General features: G+C 41.6%; 27 protein-coding genes and 1 tRNA gene. 6 read left to right on the top strand and 22 right to left on the bottom strand.

Annotated features, from left to right (window positions below; genetic code table 11):
• Position 1 precedes the first annotated feature (1 nt).
• From rsmH to LFUMFP_RS04440, 3 genes are all read right to left on the bottom strand, one after another.
• Positions 2-961, bottom strand: coding sequence for a 16S rRNA (cytosine(1402)-N(4))-methyltransferase RsmH (rsmH, locus tag LFUMFP_RS04450; RefSeq protein WP_025082535.1), 960 nt, complete (start codon positions 959-961; stop codon positions 2-4).
• Between the two features lie 15 nt (positions 962-976).
• Positions 977-1408, bottom strand: a complete 432-nt coding sequence (gene mraZ / locus LFUMFP_RS04445; protein WP_025082534.1) for a division/cell wall cluster transcriptional repressor MraZ — start codon at positions 1406-1408, stop codon at positions 977-979.
• Between the two features lie 204 nt (positions 1409-1612).
• Positions 1613-1735, bottom strand: a complete 123-nt coding sequence (locus LFUMFP_RS04440; RefSeq protein WP_025082533.1) for a DUF4044 domain-containing protein — start codon at positions 1733-1735, stop codon at positions 1613-1615.
• 123 nt (positions 1736-1858) lie between these two features.
• Between LFUMFP_RS04440 and LFUMFP_RS04435 the strand changes: the two genes are divergently transcribed.
• Entirely contained in the window at positions 1859-2203 is a 345-nt protein-coding gene (locus tag LFUMFP_RS04435) for a DUF3397 family protein (RefSeq protein WP_025082532.1), read from the top strand.
• A gap of 41 nt (positions 2204-2244) precedes the next feature.
• On the opposite strand, the gene LFUMFP_RS04430 is transcribed toward LFUMFP_RS04435, so the two are convergent.
• The 10 genes from LFUMFP_RS04430 to LFUMFP_RS04385 all read right to left on the bottom strand — a co-directional run bounded on the left by LFUMFP_RS04430 (position 2245) and on the right by LFUMFP_RS04385 (position 9596).
• On the bottom strand, positions 2245-2868 hold the full coding sequence (locus LFUMFP_RS04430) for an HAD-IA family hydrolase (protein ID WP_106483114.1): 624 nt from the start codon (positions 2866-2868) through the stop codon (positions 2245-2247).
• Positions 2865-3314: a D-aminoacyl-tRNA deacylase gene (gene dtd, locus LFUMFP_RS04425; protein WP_106483113.1), complete on the bottom strand. Its 450-nt coding sequence runs from the start codon at positions 3312-3314 to the stop codon at positions 2865-2867. The genes LFUMFP_RS04430 and dtd overlap by 4 nt, the downstream gene beginning before the upstream one ends.
• Positions 3315-3329: 15 nt before the next feature.
• Positions 3330-5561, bottom strand: a complete 2232-nt coding sequence (locus LFUMFP_RS04420) for a RelA/SpoT family protein (protein WP_025082529.1) — start codon at positions 5559-5561, stop codon at positions 3330-3332.
• An 82-nt stretch (positions 5562-5643) separates the two neighbouring features.
• Positions 5644-5988 carry a hypothetical protein gene (locus LFUMFP_RS04415; protein WP_025082528.1) on the bottom strand — a complete coding sequence of 115 codons (345 nt, stop codon included), beginning with the start codon at positions 5986-5988 and terminating at the stop codon, positions 5644-5646.
• A 39-nt stretch (positions 5989-6027) separates the two neighbouring features.
• On the bottom strand, positions 6028-6783 hold the full coding sequence (locus LFUMFP_RS04410) for a 16S rRNA (uracil(1498)-N(3))-methyltransferase (RefSeq protein ID WP_106483112.1): 756 nt from the start codon (positions 6781-6783) through the stop codon (positions 6028-6030).
• Positions 6784-6794: 11 nt separating this feature from the next.
• Positions 6795-7673 carry a 50S ribosomal protein L11 methyltransferase gene (gene prmA / locus LFUMFP_RS04405; protein WP_106483111.1) on the bottom strand — a complete coding sequence of 293 codons (879 nt, stop codon included), beginning with the start codon at positions 7671-7673 and terminating at the stop codon, positions 6795-6797.
• A gap of 12 nt (positions 7674-7685) precedes the next feature.
• Complete coding sequence (locus tag LFUMFP_RS04400) at positions 7686-8180, bottom strand: DUF3013 family protein (protein ID WP_025082525.1); 495 nt, start codon at positions 8178-8180, stop codon at positions 7686-7688.
• 140 nt (positions 8181-8320) lie between these two features.
• Positions 8321-8710: a CBS domain-containing protein gene (locus tag LFUMFP_RS04395; RefSeq protein WP_025082524.1), complete on the bottom strand. Its 390-nt coding sequence runs from the start codon at positions 8708-8710 to the stop codon at positions 8321-8323.
• 73 nt (positions 8711-8783) lie between these two features.
• A complete protein-coding gene (locus LFUMFP_RS04390) occupies positions 8784-9218 on the bottom strand; it encodes a hypothetical protein (RefSeq protein WP_025082523.1) in 435 nt (144 codons plus the stop codon).
• 195 nt (positions 9219-9413) lie between these two features.
• Positions 9414-9596 (bottom strand): hypothetical protein, encoded by a 183-nt coding sequence (locus tag LFUMFP_RS04385; RefSeq protein ID WP_025082522.1) that lies wholly within the window; start codon positions 9594-9596, stop codon positions 9414-9416.
• A gap of 133 nt (positions 9597-9729) precedes the next feature.
• Here LFUMFP_RS04385 and ybaK point away from each other — a divergent pair, with 133 nt between their 5' ends.
• Positions 9730-10233, top strand: coding sequence for a Cys-tRNA(Pro) deacylase (gene ybaK, locus LFUMFP_RS04380; RefSeq protein ID WP_025082521.1), 504 nt, complete (start codon positions 9730-9732; stop codon positions 10231-10233).
• A 32-nt stretch (positions 10234-10265) separates the two neighbouring features.
• Here the strand turns inward: ybaK and LFUMFP_RS04375 are convergent, their stop codons facing one another.
• Positions 10266-10511, bottom strand: coding sequence for a hypothetical protein (locus LFUMFP_RS04375; RefSeq protein WP_106483109.1), 246 nt, complete (start codon positions 10509-10511; stop codon positions 10266-10268).
• 96 nt (positions 10512-10607) lie between these two features.
• Positions 10608-11549 carry a ferrochelatase gene (hemH, locus tag LFUMFP_RS04370; protein ID WP_056950127.1) on the bottom strand — a complete coding sequence of 314 codons (942 nt, stop codon included), beginning with the start codon at positions 11547-11549 and terminating at the stop codon, positions 10608-10610.
• A 129-nt stretch (positions 11550-11678) separates the two neighbouring features.
• Here hemH and LFUMFP_RS04365 point away from each other — a divergent pair.
• Positions 11679-11766 (top strand) — tRNA-Ser (locus LFUMFP_RS04365).
• A 264-nt stretch (positions 11767-12030) separates the two neighbouring features.
• Here the strand turns inward: LFUMFP_RS04365 and LFUMFP_RS04360 are convergent.
• Positions 12031-13203, bottom strand: coding sequence for an MFS transporter (locus tag LFUMFP_RS04360; protein WP_106483108.1), 1173 nt, complete (start codon positions 13201-13203; stop codon positions 12031-12033).
• A 59-nt stretch (positions 13204-13262) separates the two neighbouring features.
• Here LFUMFP_RS04360 and LFUMFP_RS04355 point away from each other — a divergent pair, with 59 nt between their 5' ends.
• From LFUMFP_RS04355 to LFUMFP_RS04345, 3 genes are all read left to right on the top strand, one after another.
• Complete coding sequence (locus LFUMFP_RS04355) at positions 13263-13637, top strand: MerR family transcriptional regulator (RefSeq protein WP_106483107.1); 375 nt, start codon at positions 13263-13265, stop codon at positions 13635-13637.
• Between the two features lie 85 nt (positions 13638-13722).
• Complete coding sequence (locus LFUMFP_RS04350) at positions 13723-14073, top strand: hypothetical protein (protein ID WP_025082517.1); 351 nt, start codon at positions 13723-13725, stop codon at positions 14071-14073.
• Between the two features lie 113 nt (positions 14074-14186).
• The gene (locus LFUMFP_RS04345; RefSeq protein ID WP_106483106.1) at positions 14187-14597 is read left to right on the top strand and encodes a hypothetical protein; all 411 of its coding nucleotides are present in this window, start codon (positions 14187-14189) and stop codon (positions 14595-14597) included.
• Here the strand turns inward: LFUMFP_RS04345 and LFUMFP_RS04340 are convergent.
• The 6 genes from LFUMFP_RS04340 to rpsP form a co-directional block, all read right to left on the bottom strand.
• Complete coding sequence (locus LFUMFP_RS04340) at positions 14594-14782, bottom strand: hypothetical protein (protein ID WP_106483105.1); 189 nt, start codon at positions 14780-14782, stop codon at positions 14594-14596. The genes LFUMFP_RS04345 and LFUMFP_RS04340 overlap by 4 nt on opposite strands.
• A gap of 74 nt (positions 14783-14856) precedes the next feature.
• Positions 14857-15204, bottom strand: a complete 348-nt coding sequence (rplS, locus tag LFUMFP_RS04335) for a 50S ribosomal protein L19 (RefSeq protein ID WP_025082514.1) — start codon at positions 15202-15204, stop codon at positions 14857-14859.
• A gap of 118 nt (positions 15205-15322) precedes the next feature.
• Positions 15323-16066, bottom strand: coding sequence for a tRNA (guanosine(37)-N1)-methyltransferase TrmD (gene trmD, locus LFUMFP_RS04330; protein ID WP_025082513.1), 744 nt, complete (start codon positions 16064-16066; stop codon positions 15323-15325).
• Positions 16063-16584 (bottom strand): ribosome maturation factor RimM, encoded by a 522-nt coding sequence (gene rimM, locus LFUMFP_RS04325; RefSeq protein ID WP_025082512.1) that lies wholly within the window; start codon positions 16582-16584, stop codon positions 16063-16065. The genes trmD and rimM overlap by 4 nt, the downstream gene beginning before the upstream one ends.
• Positions 16585-16650: 66 nt before the next feature.
• A complete protein-coding gene (locus tag LFUMFP_RS04320) occupies positions 16651-16893 on the bottom strand; it encodes a KH domain-containing protein (RefSeq protein ID WP_025082511.1) in 243 nt (80 codons plus the stop codon).
• A 9-nt stretch (positions 16894-16902) separates the two neighbouring features.
• Positions 16903-17178, bottom strand: coding sequence for a 30S ribosomal protein S16 (gene rpsP, locus LFUMFP_RS04315; RefSeq protein WP_025082510.1), 276 nt, complete (start codon positions 17176-17178; stop codon positions 16903-16905).
• Positions 17179-17189: the final 11 nt, after the last annotated feature.

Here is a 17189-nt window from a genome sequence, read left to right as displayed (position 1 = left end):
TTTAGTCGTCAAATTCTTTTTGCTTTTCTGCAACCCGCAATTTAGCACTGTGCGAGCGGTGATTATCTTCTAATTCTTCATCCGTTGGTAAAATCGGTTTACGGTTCACTAACTTCAAAACTGTCACTTGCGTCTCTGGCAAGACCGGTAAACCACGCGGAATTTCTTTAGGAGTGGCTTGTTCTTTAAACATGGTCTTCACTAAACGATCTTCTAGCGATTGGAACGTAATAACACTGATTCGGCCACCGATGTTCACAAGCGGAATCGCCTGTTCGATTGACTCCTCAATCGCGCCTAATTCATCATTGACCGCAATTCGAATCGCTTGGAAAATCCGTTTGGCTGGATGACCACCCGTTCGGCGAGCTGGTGCGGGAATCGCGTCTTTAATTAAGTCCGCTAATTCAATCGTTGTTTCGATTGGCGCAATTTCACGTCGTTGTTCGATTTTACGTGCCACTTGTTTGGAGAATTTTTCTTCACCATACCGGAAGAAAATTTTAATCAATTGTTGATAGGTCCATTCATTGACGATCGTGTAGGCCGTTAATTCGGCCCCTTGGTCCATTCGCATATCGAGTGGGGCTTCTTTTTTATAACTGAATCCCCGTTGTGCGTCATCAAACTGTGGTGATGAGACCCCTAAATCGTATAAAATACCATCAATCTTAGTCACACCATGCTCTGCAAGTGCTTGTTTTAAATAACGGAAATTACTCTTCACAAATGTGACTTGACCCGCTTCAGCATATTTAGCGAGACGTTCCTTGCTACTGGCCAAAGCGTGATCGTCTTGGTCGAATGAATAAAGATGACCCGTGGTTAATTGTGACAATAGATATTCACTATGCCCGCCGCCACCAAGTGTTGCATCCACGTAAATCCCATCAGGTTGAACATTCAAGGCATCAACCGTTTCTTTTAATAAAACACTTTGATGTTTAAATGTTTCTGACATCTGATTACCATCCTTTTAAAAGTCGAAATCCAACATATTTTCTGCAATTTCGTCAAAGTTTTCTTCTGCTTCTTCACTAAAACTATCCCATTTTGCTTGGCTCCAAATTTCAATCCGGTTAGAAACACCGATTAGGACACAATCTTTCTCTAAACCGGCATGGGTTACCAATGTTTGCGGAATATTAATCCGGCCTTGTTTATCGGGAACACATTCCACCGCTGCTGAATAAAAGAAACGGACAAAGGCCCGCGCATCTTTTTTAGCGAGTGGTAATTTTTTTAATTTTTCTTCTAATTGTTGCCATTCATCGAGTGGGTAGCCGAAGATGCAGTTATCCATGCCACGGGTTAATACGAATTCTGTGCCTAAATCCTCACGAAATTTGGCCGGCATGATTAGCCGTCCTTTCGCATCAATTGTATGCCGAAATTCGCCCATGAACATATACTTCACCCCTTTGCCCACCTCAACTAATTTTAGTCTACCACAATCCCCCACTTTCTACCACATTTTGCCTAAAAAAAGCTGTTCGCTATTTTTAGCGTTTTTTTGATTTTAATGAACAAGTCCAAAAAGCCAAATAAAAAAAGGCGCTCTCCGCAGAGATCACCTTTATTGACCATTATTGGTCATTATTATTATCATTTTTTAAAAGTTTAAAATGCCAGTACCTGCTAACGCGCCAAAAACGACTGAACCCACTGTGGCAATTAACATGACCCAAACGAACACTTTGGTAACCCGACTAAACGTACTTGTCTTTTTCTTCAACTATTCCACCACCTAGTCATTTCTTATCAGCAGTTTACACCGAATACGCTAAAAGTGCAACTCAGACTTTTTATATCACAAAAAAGACGTTACAATGGAACTATTAACTTTTGAGGTGACTAAATGATGCAACTCTTTTGGATTCTTTTACCATTACTGTGTGGCGGCGTAGCCTATGCAAGCCAACGCTTGATTCACCGCTATTTCCATCGTAAACTCGCGTTAGTCAGTTGGGTCTTACCCACTCCCCTGATTCTGAGCACCATTATGCTCAGTCATCCCTACTTCAACAAGGCTGGTTGGTTTATCCTTCTCGCGATGTGTCTCTGGGGCATTATTTGGGCCTTAACCCGTTTTTATTACGATCACGAATTATTTCTTAAGAAATTTTTACGAAGTTGGTGGCGTTTCGTCTTAATCATGTCGGCCGCTTGGTATTTAACGTTCTTGATTATTACATTAATTTAAAAAGAGTCATCAACTTAATGCCGGTTGATGACTCTTTTAGTTTATTCAAATAGTGGTAACAATTCTGATAATTCATGTACCGTCACCGTTGGTTGTGCCGTGATTGGCAGATGATCAACATCAAAATAAACAGATTGCACCCCCGCGTTGATGCCAGCTTCAACATCCAACGCACGATCACCAATCATCACCGTTTCCGTCGGTTTTAAATCGTATTTTTGACATAAATACAATAAACTATCCGGCGCTGGTTTACGGGCAAAGGCCTGTTGACTCGTGACAATCTCCGTAAAATACTGATTCAATCCTTGTTGCGCCAGATAAGTTTGCGCAGCCTGATCGCGATGCGTTAACAAGAAATTCTGGCCCCGCTGACTAACCTGAGCAAGAATCGCCGCCGCCCCCACGTAAGGTTGCGGTGTTAGTTGCGTTTGCTGCTCAAGTTCATGGTATTGTCGGTCTAACGTTTCAAACCCAACGCCAGTCGTTTGCGCTAATTGCCGCAACGCCACTTTTATTGATTGTTGTTTAATTAATCGGTAGAGCGCTTCTGCTTGAACGGGCACTTGATGGCGTGCGTAAACCGTCAGTAATGCTTCTAACATCACTGGATAAGTATCATAAAGCGTGCCATCGAAATCCCAGATTGCATTCCGATAACTCATCGCGATTCCTGCGTATCAAATAAAATCGTCACCGGACCATCGTTTTCGAGTCCGACTTGCATATCCGCCCCAAATTCACCAGTCGCAACGGTTAAACCAGTCGCCGCTAACTTCTGATTAAAGCGATTGTACATCTTTTCAGCGTAATCAGGTGCACCAGCCGCTGTAAAGCTTGGCCGGTTGCCCTTCTTAGTCGACGCATATAACGTAAATTGTGAAACCGATAGAATTGATCCGTCAACTTGGTTCAACGCCAAATTCATCTTGCCGGCTTCGTCTTCAAAAACCCGTAACAGACTAATTTTTTTGACCAAATAATCTAAATCGGCATCCGTATCTTCGTCGCAAATCCCGACTAATAATAAAAAGCCTTTATCAATCTGACCGACAACGGTCTGTTCAACGGTCACACTCGCGTGACTCACTCGTTGTAATACCACTCGCATTAGCGAATCCCCCTTTTATCCTTGTACCCGTTTAACTTCATAAATATCAGGAATATTTTTAACGGCTTCCATAATCGTTTCTAAATGTTCAATATTACGAATCCCAACGGTCACGTGAATATCAGCCATCTGATCATGGTCAATCCGACCCATGATATTGTTCAACTGTTTAGAATGCGCATTTAACGCTTGCAACACGTCGTTTAGCAAACCGCCACGATTGTAGCCATAAACTTCCAGATTCGCATCGTACAATTGTTGCGATTTATCAGACGTATTTTCCCAGCTAACTTCCGTTAATCGGCTATTCATGTCCGCACGGTCAATGATATTCGGACAATCCCGCCGATGGACTGAAACGCCCCGTCCCTTAGTCACATACCCCACGATATCGTCACCAGGAACGGGATTACAACATTTACTTAAGCGCACCAATACATTGTCGACCCCGTCGATAATCACACCATCTTCATGTTTAATGGTGATGTGATTCCCACTCGCTTTAGGGCCTGGCTGTTGTGAATCCTTGGCTGATAAAATTTTGGCTTCTAGTACCTTTTGGTCGTTTTCTTCTTTTTCACGTCGTTCTTTGACCGTTAAACGATTAACCACTGATTGAGGCGAAATTTCGCCAAATCCAATTGCCGCGTACAATTCTTCATCGGCATTAAAATTGAAATGGGGTAGAATCACGCCAACCGCCGTTTTATTGAGGTAATCTTTCGGTAGATAACCTTGATCAGATAAAAGATGTTCCAAGGCACTACGCCCTTTTTCAACGTTCTCATCCCGATCTTCTTTTTTGAAGTAACGTTTAATCTTATTCCGAGCTCGCGCTGTGAAGGCCAGTTTAATCCAATCACGACTCGGCGTCGCGCTGGTCGATGTCAACATTTCAACAATATCACCGTTGCGTAATTGATAATTCAACGGCACAATCTTACCGTTAATTTTGGCACCGACCGCGTGATTACCGACTTCGGTATGGACTAAATAAGCAAAATCAAGCGGGACCGAGCCCTTGGGCAATTCGTAAACATCCCCTTTAGGCGTAAAGACGTAAACTCGATCACTAAAAATATCGCCTTTGACACTTTCCATAAATTCAGCCGCGTCTTCAGAAGCATCCTGAATTTCCAGAATTTCACGGAATAAATCGAGTTTGCGACCCGATTCATCGATCTTAATCTGTTCTTTGACGCCTTCTTTATAGGCCCAATGCGCGGCCACCCCGTATTCAGCAACATCGTGCATCTCTTGCGTCCGAATCTGGACTTCCAACGGTTTACCCTTAGGACCAATCACGGTCGTATGAATCGATTGATACATATTAGCTTTCGGCATCGCGATGTAGTCTTTAAAACGGCCCGGCATCGGTTTCCATTTGGTATGAATCGCCCCTAAAACAGCGTAACAATCCTTAATCGAATCGACCACGATCCGAATCGCTAATAAATCATAGAGTTCTTCAAAGCGTTTATGCTGATCGCGCATCTTGCGATAAATTGAATAGAGATGTTTGGGCCGACCATAGATTTCGTAATTCATCTCTAAATCAGCGACTGAATCTTTAATCTCTTCAATCGCGCCTTGAATATAGAGTTCCCGTTGCGTCCGTTTCGAATTCATTAAATGGACAATCCGATAATATTGTTGTGGGTTTAAATACCGCAATGAAATATCTTCTAATTCCCATTTAATCTTGCTAATCCCTAAACGATCGGCAAGTGGTGCGTAGATTTCAAGCGTTTCATTCGCAATCCGTCGTTGTTTTTCGGGTTTTAAATGTTTGAGAGTCCGCATATTATGGAGACGATCGGCGAGTTTCACCATGATCACCCGTAAATCTTTAGCCATCGCCAACAACATTTTCCGGTGATTTTCGGCTAATTGTTCCTGATGCGATTTATATTTAATCTTCCCTAATTTGGTAACGCCATCGACGATAATCGCCACATCATGACCAAACATCTCTTCAACGTCGCCTAAGGTAATGTTGGTATCTTCAACCACGTCGTGCAAATAACCAGAAGCCACCGTTTCAGGATCCATCTTCAATTCGGCTAAAATCCCAGCGACTTGAATCGGATGAATAATATACGGTTCACCGGATTGGCGAATCTGTTCTTTATGGACATAGGCCGCAAAATCGTAAGCCTTTTGGACGAAAGCAAGATGCTCAGCGTTCATGTATTTCTGGCATAATTGTAAAACCTCTTGTTGCGAAATCACCTTTTCTTCTGACATCTTGCTCCACTCACTCTCTCATACTCAATTAAAATTGCTTTTTAAACAACAAAACTGACTCAACAATTTTGTCGAGTCAGTTCTATTTGCGACGTTCATACGCGGTGTTAATCCCTAAGTAACTTAACAAGAAATAAATAGGAACAAACCAGTAATTATAATCTGCATAGCGAACAACCACCATTAAGGCAAATAAAACTGGTAAATATAAAATATGATACCAAGGCGCACGGGTTTTCTGAATGCGATAACCAATCATAAATGCCGCGCAACCATTAATTAACATGAAGAGTAGTCCCACCCGCCAAGTTTTACTGATTCCAAGCCAACCAAAAATAAGTGGCAATAGGACCGCTAATACTAAGGCGACTAGGAAATACCGTACCCAAACTTGTTGTAAAAAACGATTTTGTTTTAATTTATTCATCTCTATAAGCCCTCTATCAAATTGTTATTCCCTATCATACTATAAAGTGGCTAACTCTGTCACATATGACAGCGCACTTAATAAATATAATGGCGCCGTTTCCGCCCGTAAAATCCGAGGGCCTAGTCCGACTAATTGAAAATTGGCCGCCTGTAATTGTGCTACTTCAGCCGGCGCTAAGCCGCCTTCTGGCCCAAAGACACACAACAAGCTTTGCCCAGCCGTCAATGTTTGTAAATTCTTCACTAGTTGTGCAGTTTCACCGGCTTTCGCCGATTCTTCATACGCCACTAGTTTGACGGTCGCCGCTTCAGTTGCGATCGAGGTTAAACTTGCGCGCCATTCAATCGTTGGGACATGCGTTCGATGGGCTTGTTCGGCCGCTTCTTGCGCAATCTTTTGCAATCGTTGTAACTTCTTAGTTTGCTTTTTAGCATCCCATTTCGCAATTGAAAATTGACTGTTACAAAAAATAAACCGGTGCGCCCCGAGTTGAGTACCCTTTTGAACGATCCAATCGGTTTTATCCCCTTTGGACAACCCACAAACAATCGTGGTGGCCACTGGTAATTCGACCGTCGTGGTTAACGCGGTTTGAACCGTCAGTTGCACCATTTTATTGGTGACATCAGCGACCATGATTGCAGCCACGAAGGCTTGTTCATCAACCGACACCAACTCAACTTGGGTGCCCACTTGCATCCGCATCACCTTCAACATATGGTGGGCGGTTTCCCCCGTTAATTCAACGGCTTGTTCGAGGGCTAAAGGTTGCTCTAAAAAATAACGTTGCATCTTAATTCCTCTTAATCTTCATCAGTTTTCAAACGTGCGATAATCCCGACCCAATCACCCATATATAAGGTTTCTTGAACTATCAGTTCATTAGCCGCTAACGTTTGACGAATGACCGCTTCTTTATCGTTAATAATACCGGCTAACAATAAATGCCCGTTCGGTTTCAAAAGTGGTTTAGCTTGCGGAATCATCGGCACTAAAACTTCCGTTAACATATTGGCCACAATCACATCTGCCGGAACCGCAATCCCGTTTAACAAATCATTCGGTTGGGCGTCAATCCCCTTAGTCACTGGGTTTAAAGCAAAGTTCTCTTTAGCCGAATCGACGGCGACTTGATCGACATCGTACGCACGAATATCACTAACCCCAAGATGGGCCGCTGCAATACTCAAAACACCGGAACCCGTCCCGACATCAATCAGCTGTTCACCGCCGCGTAAAATCATTTCCAACATTTGTACCGAAAGATGCGTTGTCGGATGCGTTCCAGTCCCAAACGCCATCCCCGGATCCATCTTGATTAACGCTTCACGCGGATCTTCTGGTTGATAATCGGTCCAACTAGGGACGACCGTTAAAAAGCGCGTTAAACGGGTTGGCCGATAATATTTCTTCCAAGCCGTTGCCCAATCATCATCCGCGACTTGTTGTAACGCTACGGTACCGGCGCCGGCATCTAATCCAAATTCAGCCAATTGGCCAATTCGGTGTTTAATGATTGGTAACCGTTCGGGGACAAAAATAGATTCAGGGAAAAAGGCACTAATTTGAACATCAGTCACATCTTCAATCTGAATCCCTTCAGCCCCCGCATCAGTTAGAATATTCGCAATTGCTTCAACGGATTCATTGAGGGTTGTGACGGTTACTTTTGTCCATTCCATTTTAAAGGCTCCTTAATACTTAGGATAAGCGTAATATTTTTTAGCTAATTGAGCGTCTGCTTGTGCAACAGTTGCTTGGAAGACCGTATCATCCCAATTTAGAATAAACGTTTCTTCTTCAGATTCATCATTGGCAAACGCGGCTAATTGGTCTTCGCCATCATCTAATAAATCTTGTAGATAATTGAAAAGGCCACGGGCAACTTGTGCGTTTAACCCTTGGCGACCTGAGAAAGGAATCACGGCCAAATAGTTATCAGCGTATTCAAACCCGTCTAACTTACTTTCATCAAAAAATAAAATCGCATCTTCATAACTAATTTCATCTGATTCATTTAATTCGCCATCTTGATCTTCGACTGCTAGTTCTTGGCTCTTTGCAACATTTAACGTAAATTCAAGTTCAATTGCGCGCGATTGTTTATCCCAGTTCAAGTTAACATCACCGCTAAATTGTAAATCATCTAATTCGGTTTCAAAGAATTCAAGCATATTTTGGTCTGCCATCATTAATCACCATTTCCTTATTATTATTCTATCTTTTCTGTAAATAGCTGGTCTGATAATATCATACCTGATTATGGCCCGAATCTAAAGACATAACAAATAAAAAAACCAAGTTAGTCTAAGCCAACTTGGTTTTAAGCCTAATCTTGGGTCGCACCTTGACCCCAATAAATGACGTCCATTGTTTGCTGATCGTAACGTTGAAATTCGATTCCCAGTGCTTCTAATGAATGACTCATGACACGCCCATATAACCGCATATCCGCTTCAGCCGAATTATCGTCTGGTCGAATCGCATGCATCAGGATAAACTTCGCCATCTCCGATTGCAACGGTGTCTCAATTTGAGCTAATGGATCAAAGGTCATCGTGACAAAGCGAATGTCACTACTATTCCCATCTTGAGCAAGTTCGACAATTGGAAAACCGCCAAAATTACGTTGTTGTCGTAAATAACCTAATAGCCGGTCAATCTGAACTTTTGTAAACGCTGATTTATAGAAGAGAAAATGCCAGGTTTGTCGTTCCATTATGTCACCCATCCAAGTTAGTTATCGTTATTGATTACTCTTATTATGCCATAACCGGTTGGATTCGTCAGGTCTAAAAGCTAACTTTCGAAATTGCTTGTAATACTTGATTAATTCGTTGCCGTTGAACAGTCTGCTCAGACCGACCCAGAATAATCCGTTGATAAACGGTCAGTTCATCACCCTCGAGTGAATCAACCATCGTTTCCGTCGCAACCACGTAATCCGCTAACGCATTTTGCAGTTCTTGATTAATTTGTTCAAAGACGATTGGCGGCTCAACGCTCCCCGCCTGGGCCACAAATTGACGCAACACCGTTAGATTTTGTTCAAAATACAGTTTAAGCGTTTCCAAATTTTCATTCACCAAACATTTACCCAAACTAATGTTACGACACGTCTGCGCATATTCATCAAAGACAGTCTCAAAAACGACAAATTTCTCGAGTAATCGGTTTAGTTTAATCACGTATTCGGTTGTCGGGACAGTGGTTGCTTGAATTGGCATGGTGGTTCCTCCTTTAGTTTTGCTAATCGTTATAATAAGAATATAGAATATTTTAACAGCCGTCAATAAATAACTTTATATCAATTTAACAATTTAATTGTATTCAAGCGAATTTTATGCTTCTTAAATATAAAAAAGACCCCGGCTAGCTCAAATGAATTGAGCGCTAGAATCCCTGTACTACCCTTATTTAACTCACTTATTTTCCTTGGTGTTTAATTCAGATTGTGCCACCTGATACGATTTCGTTAAATCAGCAAAAGTCGCCTGAACTTTCTGATAATGACCATTATCGGCTCTGGCTCGATTAAGTAGTTGGTTGAAATCGTGCGACTCAACCTTAATATCATCTTCATAACTATGTTTAAACCAACTCATCTAAATCCTCTCCTTGCTTACAATGATTATACAACGAAATCCATTAATTGGCGTCAGCTAACCCCTTTAATATTTGCAATTTTAAGCAGATGCCGTAAACTAAGCATATTGTATAGTAAGGAGTGTCGTCATTTTGAGTAAGAAAAAGAAGGATCAACTACCTAAAACCCTCGTTGAAAAAATTCTTGATAAGCAAAAAATTAGTTACACACAGTTTGCTTTTCCAACCCATGAAGAACACCATGTCGCTCAAATGCAAGTTGAGCATCTCGGGATTGATGAACATTTGATTTACAAAACACTGGTCTTAACTGGCAAACAAACCGGTCCGATTGTTGGTGTCGTGCCGATTGATGGTCATTTAGATGAAAAAAAGCTCAGCCAAATTTCAGGTAATAAAAAAATTACCATGCTGCCCCTTAAAGACTTAGTGGCGACAACCGGTTACGAACATGGTGCCAATACCCCCATCGGCATTTGGGAAAAGGCCCATTTCCCGATTTATATCGATCAGCAAGCCGCTGAAGAGCCTTTAATCTTCGTTTCATCGGGTAAAATTGGTCGTTCGATTCAAATCAATCCGCAAGATTTACAAAAAGCGGTCTCAGCTACTTTTTGCGATATCAGTACCCACTAAAAAACGTTAGAATCAGTTGATTCTAACGTTTTTTAGTCTAAATATTGATCGATATTATGTTTCGAAATCGTCATTGGTTTTCTGAGTTGTGTGGAATCTTTGATAATATTATGAATGACAGTTTGCGGCAAAATTGATTGGGCCGTCAACTCCGCTAAAACATCATCCTCAATCACAATCTGAGTAACCGCGTTACGCAACTTAACGGTCGCCAAATATTGATCAGCACTTTGTTCTTCTGTAATTTCATATTTACCATAAAAATGTTTCTGTGCCATTCGCTCATCTCCTTGAGAATAGAATAACACACTGTCCCCTAAAAATTAAGTACCTAATTATAGGATAAACGAAAACTAATATCGTTCGTTAACAAGCTATCTCACTAGGCTCGCAAGGACTGTCGTAAATTCTGGGTCTGCATTAAAGGGTTGCACCACATCAAATTGTTGACCGCCATTTCCCATGAAATAACCGCGATTTTCATCCTCGATCTCTTCGACCGTCTCTAGGCAGTCCGCCACAAAACTAGGCGTCACCACAAGTATCTTGTGCACACCTTGCCCTGGTAAGGCCTTTAACGTTGCATCGGTCGCCGGCGTTAACCATTCATTCGGTCCAAACTTCGATTGATAGGTCATGGTAACTGGGACCGCTGTTTTTAACTGGGCGGCAATCAAGGCCGTGCAATTCTCACAACGTTGTGGATAGGGATCCCCTTTAGTCGCGTAACTCTTAGGAATCCCGTGATAGGATAATAGAATCTGATCGTAATCAGCATCGGCTAATTGTGTTTGGATTTTGGCCGCCATCGCTTGCACATATTGTGGATTGTCGCTGAAATCTTGAATAAAATGCAACGTCGGCATTTGTGGATAACCCACATAAAAACGCGCAACCTCATCGTAGACTGCTCCAACCGTCGTCGTTGAATATTGCGGATAAAGTGGAATCACGGTTAAATCCGTCACCCCAGCGGCCTCAAATTCAGTTAAAACCGCCCCAATGCGCGGATTGCTATAACTCATCGCAAAACGGACCATTTTATCCGGAAAATGAGCTTGCAACGCCGTGGTTTGTTGTTGCGTATAATATAACAACGGTGACCCATTTTCAGTCCAGATCGATTGATACAGTTTTGCCGATTTCTTAGGCCGTGCGGGTAAAATCATCAAATTTAAAATTGGCCACCAGAATAGTCGTGGTATTTGAATCACACGTGGATCACCTAAAAATAATTTCAAATAGCTGCGCACAGCTTTGGTTGTCGGTTCCGCCGGTGTGCCTAAATTAATGAGTAATACCCCATTTTTTGTCATTGAAAAGCCCCTCTTCATCAATTCTAATTGATATTCATTCTCAATGATACCGAATCCGTTGCCAAAGCTCAATCTTTTTTGTGATTTACTTTTCAGAATCCATAAAATCTGCTATAATAATACCATTGTGGAGAGTTGGCAGAGTGGTAATGCAACGGACTCGAAATCCGTCGAACCGGCTTATACCGGCGCGCAGGTTCAATTCCTGTACTCTCCTTCAGCTATCTAAATCAGATTTCTTAAATAAGTGCAATCAATGTCGCCATATTGACATTGATTGTGCTTATTTAATTGCATTTCCCGCACGACACACAAAACAAGCTGTGACAGAAGTCGTCATATTCTGATATTAAACGAACATTATTTTTTGACGCGCGCCAGAACTCATCAATTTCCGTTCAAATCAAAAAATCGTCTATCCTTAGTTCGGGATAGGCGATTTTTCAAAGTTCTGTCACAGCTTGTATTAATTCTAATTAATTTAATTCGTCTCTTGCTTTGAAAAATGACTGACTAGCCAATAACCGATGGCACACGCTAATACCATGATTGCTGTCAATAAATATAAATTGCTGTAGCCGACTGCGGGTTCAATCAAACCTAATAAGAATGGTCCGATACCGAGACTCAGATCAAAGAAAATAAAGAACGTCGCGGTCGCTTGACTTAAACGTTTAACGGGGACTTTCTTAGCCACAATTGATTGCGCAACTGATTGGAAATTACCGAAACCTAACCCAATTAGAAAAGCTGAGACTAATAACCCCCAACCACTATGCGTCCAAGCAACCCCTGCTAGCCCAACCGCGTTAATTAATAAGGTTGGGACAACAACGGCTTTGGCGCCAACAGCGTCCAATAAGCGGCCGGTAAAGGGTCGTGATAATAAGGCCGCAAATGCGTAGGCTAAAAAGAAATAGCTTGCATAGGTCGCCAAATCCAATTGACCAGCGTAAAATGAAAGATAAGCTTGAATCGCTGCATAACCTAATCCAACAACGAACATCAATAGTGCGATTGGCATCGCCTTGATTTCAATAAAATGTGCTAAAGTTAACGGTTCGTTATGTTGAACCTTCTTAAACCGAATTTTTTCGGCATTAATCAGTGTGGCAATGACGAGGGCCGCGATTGCAAAACCAATTTCAACATTAAATAACGTTGAAAAGCCAACCGTCTGCATCAGTTTTAACCCTAAAAAGGGCCCAACTGCCGTTCCTAAAACGGTGCTTAAACTGAAATAACTAATCCCTTCACTACGGCGTTCGACTGGAAAAAGTAACACCACCGCCGTATTGGTCACAGTACTAATTAAACCAATCGCTAAACCGTGGAGTAAGCGTACCGCCATTAAAATCGCTAAACTGGTTGTAAAATGGTATAAAATCATCGCGGGCACTAATAAAATCGTCCCGGTCATTAACAATTTTTTAGTCGTAAAATGTTGGGTTAAATAACCTGAACTAAACCGCGCGATTAAAATCCCAATCACGGTAATCCCAATCACTAATCCGGCAATGCTGGTACTCGTGTGAAATTGGTCCGTCGTAAATTTAGCGGTGGTCACCATTAAACTATAATAGGTTGTCATCACCAATAGATTGACACTCGCAATTAACCAAAAATCACGGGTAAATATTTTTTCTTTTCTCACAAACTTGATCCCTCCTGTTTTTACACAACTTTAATATTATAAGTAATGGAGTGAAGTCCATGTCAACCGATAATCAATATTCAATTGGCCAATTTTCTAAATTAACCGGCTTATCACCAGATACATTGCGCTATTATGAACGCCAACACCTACTAACGCCGCTACGCGGGACACGCAATTTGCGCTACTATTCTAACCAGCATCAAGAACGGATTGCCCTAATCCGTCGCTTGAAAGGCGGTGGCTTTTCAATTGCTGAAATTCAAAAGTATCTTGAATTACGTAGCCACCACGGGACTTTTCAACAACGACGCGACTATTTAGCCAAACAATTAATCACATTACACGAACGCCAACAAAAACTAAACGCTAGTATCGATTACGTCCAAACCAAAATGGCGATTTTGGATGACTGGATTGCCAACGACAAGTAAGTCTCCTAAATTCGATATTTCTTTTTAGGTTAAAATTCGTTATACTGATAATAACTTAAACTATGAGACTTAGAGGTTCATCGCGATGAAAATTTCAATTCGTAAATTGCCATTTTTATATGATTTAATATTCTTAGCCGTCACCGTGATTCAATCCATTATTATTCTGGTGGTTAATCCCCATTTGACGAACTTCATGACCATCTATAGTGATTCAATGGGCAAGGTTTGGTGGCTTAGTCTGATTGCCATTGTATTGCACGTCGTTTCCTACCTGACCTCTTTGAGTCGGAACACCGCGCTCTTTGCCAACCTGGTAGCGATTATTGCCTACATCATCTTCATTCTACTGCCAGGGTATTTCATTGGCGCCTTGATTTTATTACTGATTGGATTGATTGCCTCTTTCAAATCCTATCAATTCCATATCAACTAATCATGACCGTTCTAGCAACTACCCGCATTTTGCGAGTTGCTAGAACGGTATTTTTAATAACGGCTTATTTATGCTATAATTAGTTTAATTATAAAACTAAGGGGATTATTTTTATGAAACGAATAATTGCAGTTTTTAGTTTGATTTGTCTTTTTGCATTGCCTTTTGTAAGCCCTTACTTATTCGATAAAGGCATGACTTTTGCCAAAAGCCATCCAACCAGCGCCGTTCAATTCGATGCGCATCAACAACCAAAAGTTCAACATAAGGCCACTTCTGATCAAAGCGAGGCCCATTTAACCGCTTTTAATCAGCGTTTTGAACATTATTTTGATCAACTCACGCTTTCTAAGAACGCGCTGGTTGCGCTGATTACCGTTTTCACATTATCGATTTTAGCCATGCTCTCCCAACCGCTCTTGGCTTACCTGGGGACTTGCCATCAGACCACACCAAAAAAGCAGCCCGCCCCAGACAAAGCACGTCAAAAGATTGCTGCTTACAAACACCACTTATTAGGTTAATTGAGGTTTAATTTACGATACGTATAATGCCCCTCTTTTAACGATTGATTCGCATAAGGGGTTTCATTGAGCAATGAGACGTATTCTTGAGCGCGTTGTTCGGAGCTGAACGCACGAATCATTTTACTTTTTTCAACATACAGTGGGTTCGCTTGGTACAATACAACGTAGATCCATTGATTCATCATTATCACCTAACTTTTAATTATCACATAAAGAAAGGCCGCCTCGTAATGAGTCGGCCTTTTTATTGGTTATCTTAACGACGAGCTTCTTTAATACGAGCTGCCTTACCATGTAATGCGCGTAAGTAGTATAACTTAGCACGACGAACACGGCCATGACGGATAACTTCAAGTTTAGCAACACGTGGTGAATGTAATGGGAATGTTCTTTCCACACCAATACCGCTACTGATCTTACGAACAGTATAAGTTTCGCTCACGCCAACACCGTGACGTTTGATAACAACGCCTTCGAATAATTGGATACGTTCGCGCGTACCTTCGACAACTCGAACGTGAACTCGAACACTGTCACCAGGACGGAATTCAGGCATGTCTGAACGTAGTTGTGATTTTGTAAGTTCTTGAATTAATAGATTCATTAGAATCTCTCCTTTTTCACAGATATTCATTAACGTTGAATCGCCAGCGGAATACCGTTGTTTTGTGACTTCACATCACAATATTAAATTTTACCATAATTAGCCACCAATTAAAAGACTAATTTTCTGAAGTCGCTTCTTGTTTTAATTCACGAATCCATTTGATTTGATCCTTGGTTAAATCGAGTTTCTTTAACAAATCGGGGCGCCGTTCCAATGTGCGTTTAAGCGACATCTTTTCACGCCATTCATTGATTAGTTTATGATTACCGTTCATCAATACTTCTGGGACCGTTAACCCACGGTATTCTGGTGGTCGCGTATATTGCGGGTGTTCCAATAAACCGGTTGAAAATGAATCCGTAATCGCGGATTGTTGGTTACCCAACACACCGGGAATTAGCCGTGCAATCGCGTCAATCATGACCATCGCGCCTAATTCGCCACCCGTTAAGACGAAATCACCTAAGGAAACTTCATCGGTGACCAGAGTGCGGATTCGTTCGTCATAACCTTCGTAATGACCACAGATAAACACTAGATGGTCTTCTTGCGCAAATTCTTCAGCCACGCTTTGATTAAAGGTGACCCCCGCTGGATCTAAAAGAATCACGCGTTTATGGCCCGGATTCTTCGCATTAACTTGATCCATCGCTTCAAAAATGGGTTGGGGGCGCAACAACATCCCCGCACCACCACCATAGGGGGCATCATCAACTGAATGGTGTTTATTAACTGAAAAATCACGGAAGTCTGTGACTTCTAGATTGACCAATTCCCGGTCGATTGCTTTACCAATAATGGATTGTGATAACCCATTTTGAACCATGTCTGGAAATAAACTTAAGACATCTATTTTCATTCAATCAGTCCTTCTGGTACTTCAACATAGGCTTTACCCGCTTCTAAATCAATCCGTTTAATGACTGTTTTTAAGAACGGTAATAATAAATCCTGATGACCCCGTTTTTTAATAACCCAGACATCGTTGGGCCCGGGATTAATAATTTCGTTGACGGTCCCATAACTAGTCCCATCAGCTTCTTCAACAACTTCAATGCCGATGATATCATCGTAATAATATTCACCATCGTCCAATTCATTATCCCGTTGATTCGCCGCAATTTTTAAATTATGGCCTTTGAAGGGTTCCACATCATTGATGTTCGGATACCCCTCAAATTGCAATAGATAGAATTGTTTGTGTTGACGCATCGCTGAAACGGTCACGTCAGTTAAACCGTTAGGCATTTCAACGGTGAGTCGTGTTCCCTTTTTAAAACGGTCTTCCGCAAAATCGGTGGTGGCGATTACCCGGACTTCACCCCGAATGCCGTGTGTATTGACGATTTTACCGACTTGATAATATTTTTCTGGCATGCAATTTTCTCCTTATTCAACAAAAAACGCCTAAACAAAACATTGCTGTTTCATCTAAACGTTTTTTTAGGCATCTACAATATTTAAGCGGACGCGCTTAGCATATGGTGCTTTCACACTATAAACAATGGTACGGATTGATTGCGCAATCCGACCCTGCTTGCCAATGACGCGACCGATATCAGCAGGATTCACCTTTAAGTCAAATTCCATAAAACGTTCAGTTTCATGTTCAGTCAATTTGACGTCTTGGGGATGTTCGACAAGTGGCTGAACAATTGCAATAATTAGTTCTTTCACATCTGTCATAACGAGTCCCTATTTCTTAGCGAAACGCGCTTCGTGATATTTTTGCATAATCCCTTGTTTTGATAAAAGATTACGAACAGTATCAGAAGGTTGTGCGCCTTTTTGTAACCAGTCCATGATGACTTCTTCTTGTAAGTTCAAGTCAATTGGTTCTGTTAATGGATTGTAGTAACCAACTTCTTGGATAAAGCGGCCATCACGTGGTGAACGTGAATCTGCTACAACAATACGGTAGAATGGGCGTTTCTTAGAACCCATGCGTTTCATACGAATTTTAACTGACATTAATGCCACCT

This window comes from Latilactobacillus fuchuensis (assembly GCF_900258455.1).
GTDB classification, from domain to species: Bacteria; Bacillota; Bacilli; order Lactobacillales; family Lactobacillaceae; genus Latilactobacillus; species Latilactobacillus fuchuensis.
Note: the sequence above shows the minus strand (reverse complement) of the source record. Positions and strands in the feature narration are given on the sequence as shown.

Coding starts and splice junctions, on each gene's coding strand:
- LFUMFP_RS04395 (WP_025082524.1), bottom strand. CDS start 8,710: ATGGAACGACAAACCTGGCATTTTCTCTTCTATAAATCAGCGTTTACA.
- LFUMFP_RS04410 (WP_106483112.1), bottom strand. CDS start 6,783: ATGCAACGTTATTTTTTAGAGCAACCTTTAGCCCTCGAACAAGCCGTT.
- mraZ (WP_025082534.1), bottom strand. CDS start 1,408: ATGTTCATGGGCGAATTTCGGCATACAATTGATGCGAAAGGACGGCTA.
- LFUMFP_RS04420 (WP_025082529.1), bottom strand. CDS start 5,561: ATGTCAGAAGAAAAGGTGATTTCGCAACAAGAGGTTTTACAATTATGC.
- hemH (WP_056950127.1), bottom strand. CDS start 11,549: ATGACAAAAAATGGGGTATTACTCATTAATTTAGGCACACCGGCGGAA.
- rsmH (WP_025082535.1), bottom strand. CDS start 961: ATGTCAGAAACATTTAAACATCAAAGTGTTTTATTAAAAGAAACGGTT.
- LFUMFP_RS04435 (WP_025082532.1), top strand. CDS start 1,859: ATGATGCAACTCTTTTGGATTCTTTTACCATTACTGTGTGGCGGCGTA.
- trmD (WP_025082513.1), bottom strand. CDS start 16,066: ATGAAAATAGATGTCTTAAGTTTATTTCCAGACATGGTTCAAAATGGG.
- prmA (WP_106483111.1), bottom strand. CDS start 7,673: ATGGAATGGACAAAAGTAACCGTCACAACCCTCAATGAATCCGTTGAA.
- dtd (WP_106483113.1), bottom strand. CDS start 3,314: ATGCGAGTGGTATTACAACGAGTGAGTCACGCGAGTGTGACCGTTGAA.
- LFUMFP_RS04355 (WP_106483107.1), top strand. CDS start 13,263: ATGTCAACCGATAATCAATATTCAATTGGCCAATTTTCTAAATTAACC.
- LFUMFP_RS04415 (WP_025082528.1), bottom strand. CDS start 5,988: ATGAATAAATTAAAACAAAATCGTTTTTTACAACAAGTTTGGGTACGG.
- rimM (WP_025082512.1), bottom strand. CDS start 16,584: ATGCCAGAAAAATATTATCAAGTCGGTAAAATCGTCAATACACACGGC.
- LFUMFP_RS04375 (WP_106483109.1), bottom strand. CDS start 10,511: ATGGCACAGAAACATTTTTATGGTAAATATGAAATTACAGAAGAACAA.
- LFUMFP_RS04390 (WP_025082523.1), bottom strand. CDS start 9,218: ATGCCAATTCAAGCAACCACTGTCCCGACAACCGAATACGTGATTAAA.
- rpsP (WP_025082510.1), bottom strand. CDS start 17,178: ATGTCAGTTAAAATTCGTATGAAACGCATGGGTTCTAAGAAACGCCCA.
- LFUMFP_RS04385 (WP_025082522.1), bottom strand. CDS start 9,596: ATGAGTTGGTTTAAACATAGTTATGAAGATGATATTAAGGTTGAGTCG.
- LFUMFP_RS04340 (WP_106483105.1), bottom strand. CDS start 14,782: ATGAATCAATGGATCTACGTTGTATTGTACCAAGCGAACCCACTGTAT.
- LFUMFP_RS04350 (WP_025082517.1), top strand. CDS start 13,723: ATGAAAATTTCAATTCGTAAATTGCCATTTTTATATGATTTAATATTC.
- LFUMFP_RS04345 (WP_106483106.1), top strand. CDS start 14,187: ATGAAACGAATAATTGCAGTTTTTAGTTTGATTTGTCTTTTTGCATTG.
- rplS (WP_025082514.1), bottom strand. CDS start 15,204: ATGAATCTATTAATTCAAGAACTTACAAAATCACAACTACGTTCAGAC.
- LFUMFP_RS04400 (WP_025082525.1), bottom strand. CDS start 8,180: ATGGCAGACCAAAATATGCTTGAATTCTTTGAAACCGAATTAGATGAT.
- LFUMFP_RS04430 (WP_106483114.1), bottom strand. CDS start 2,868: ATGAGTTATCGGAATGCAATCTGGGATTTCGATGGCACGCTTTATGAT.
- LFUMFP_RS04320 (WP_025082511.1), bottom strand. CDS start 16,893: ATGACAGATGTGAAAGAACTAATTATTGCAATTGTTCAGCCACTTGTC.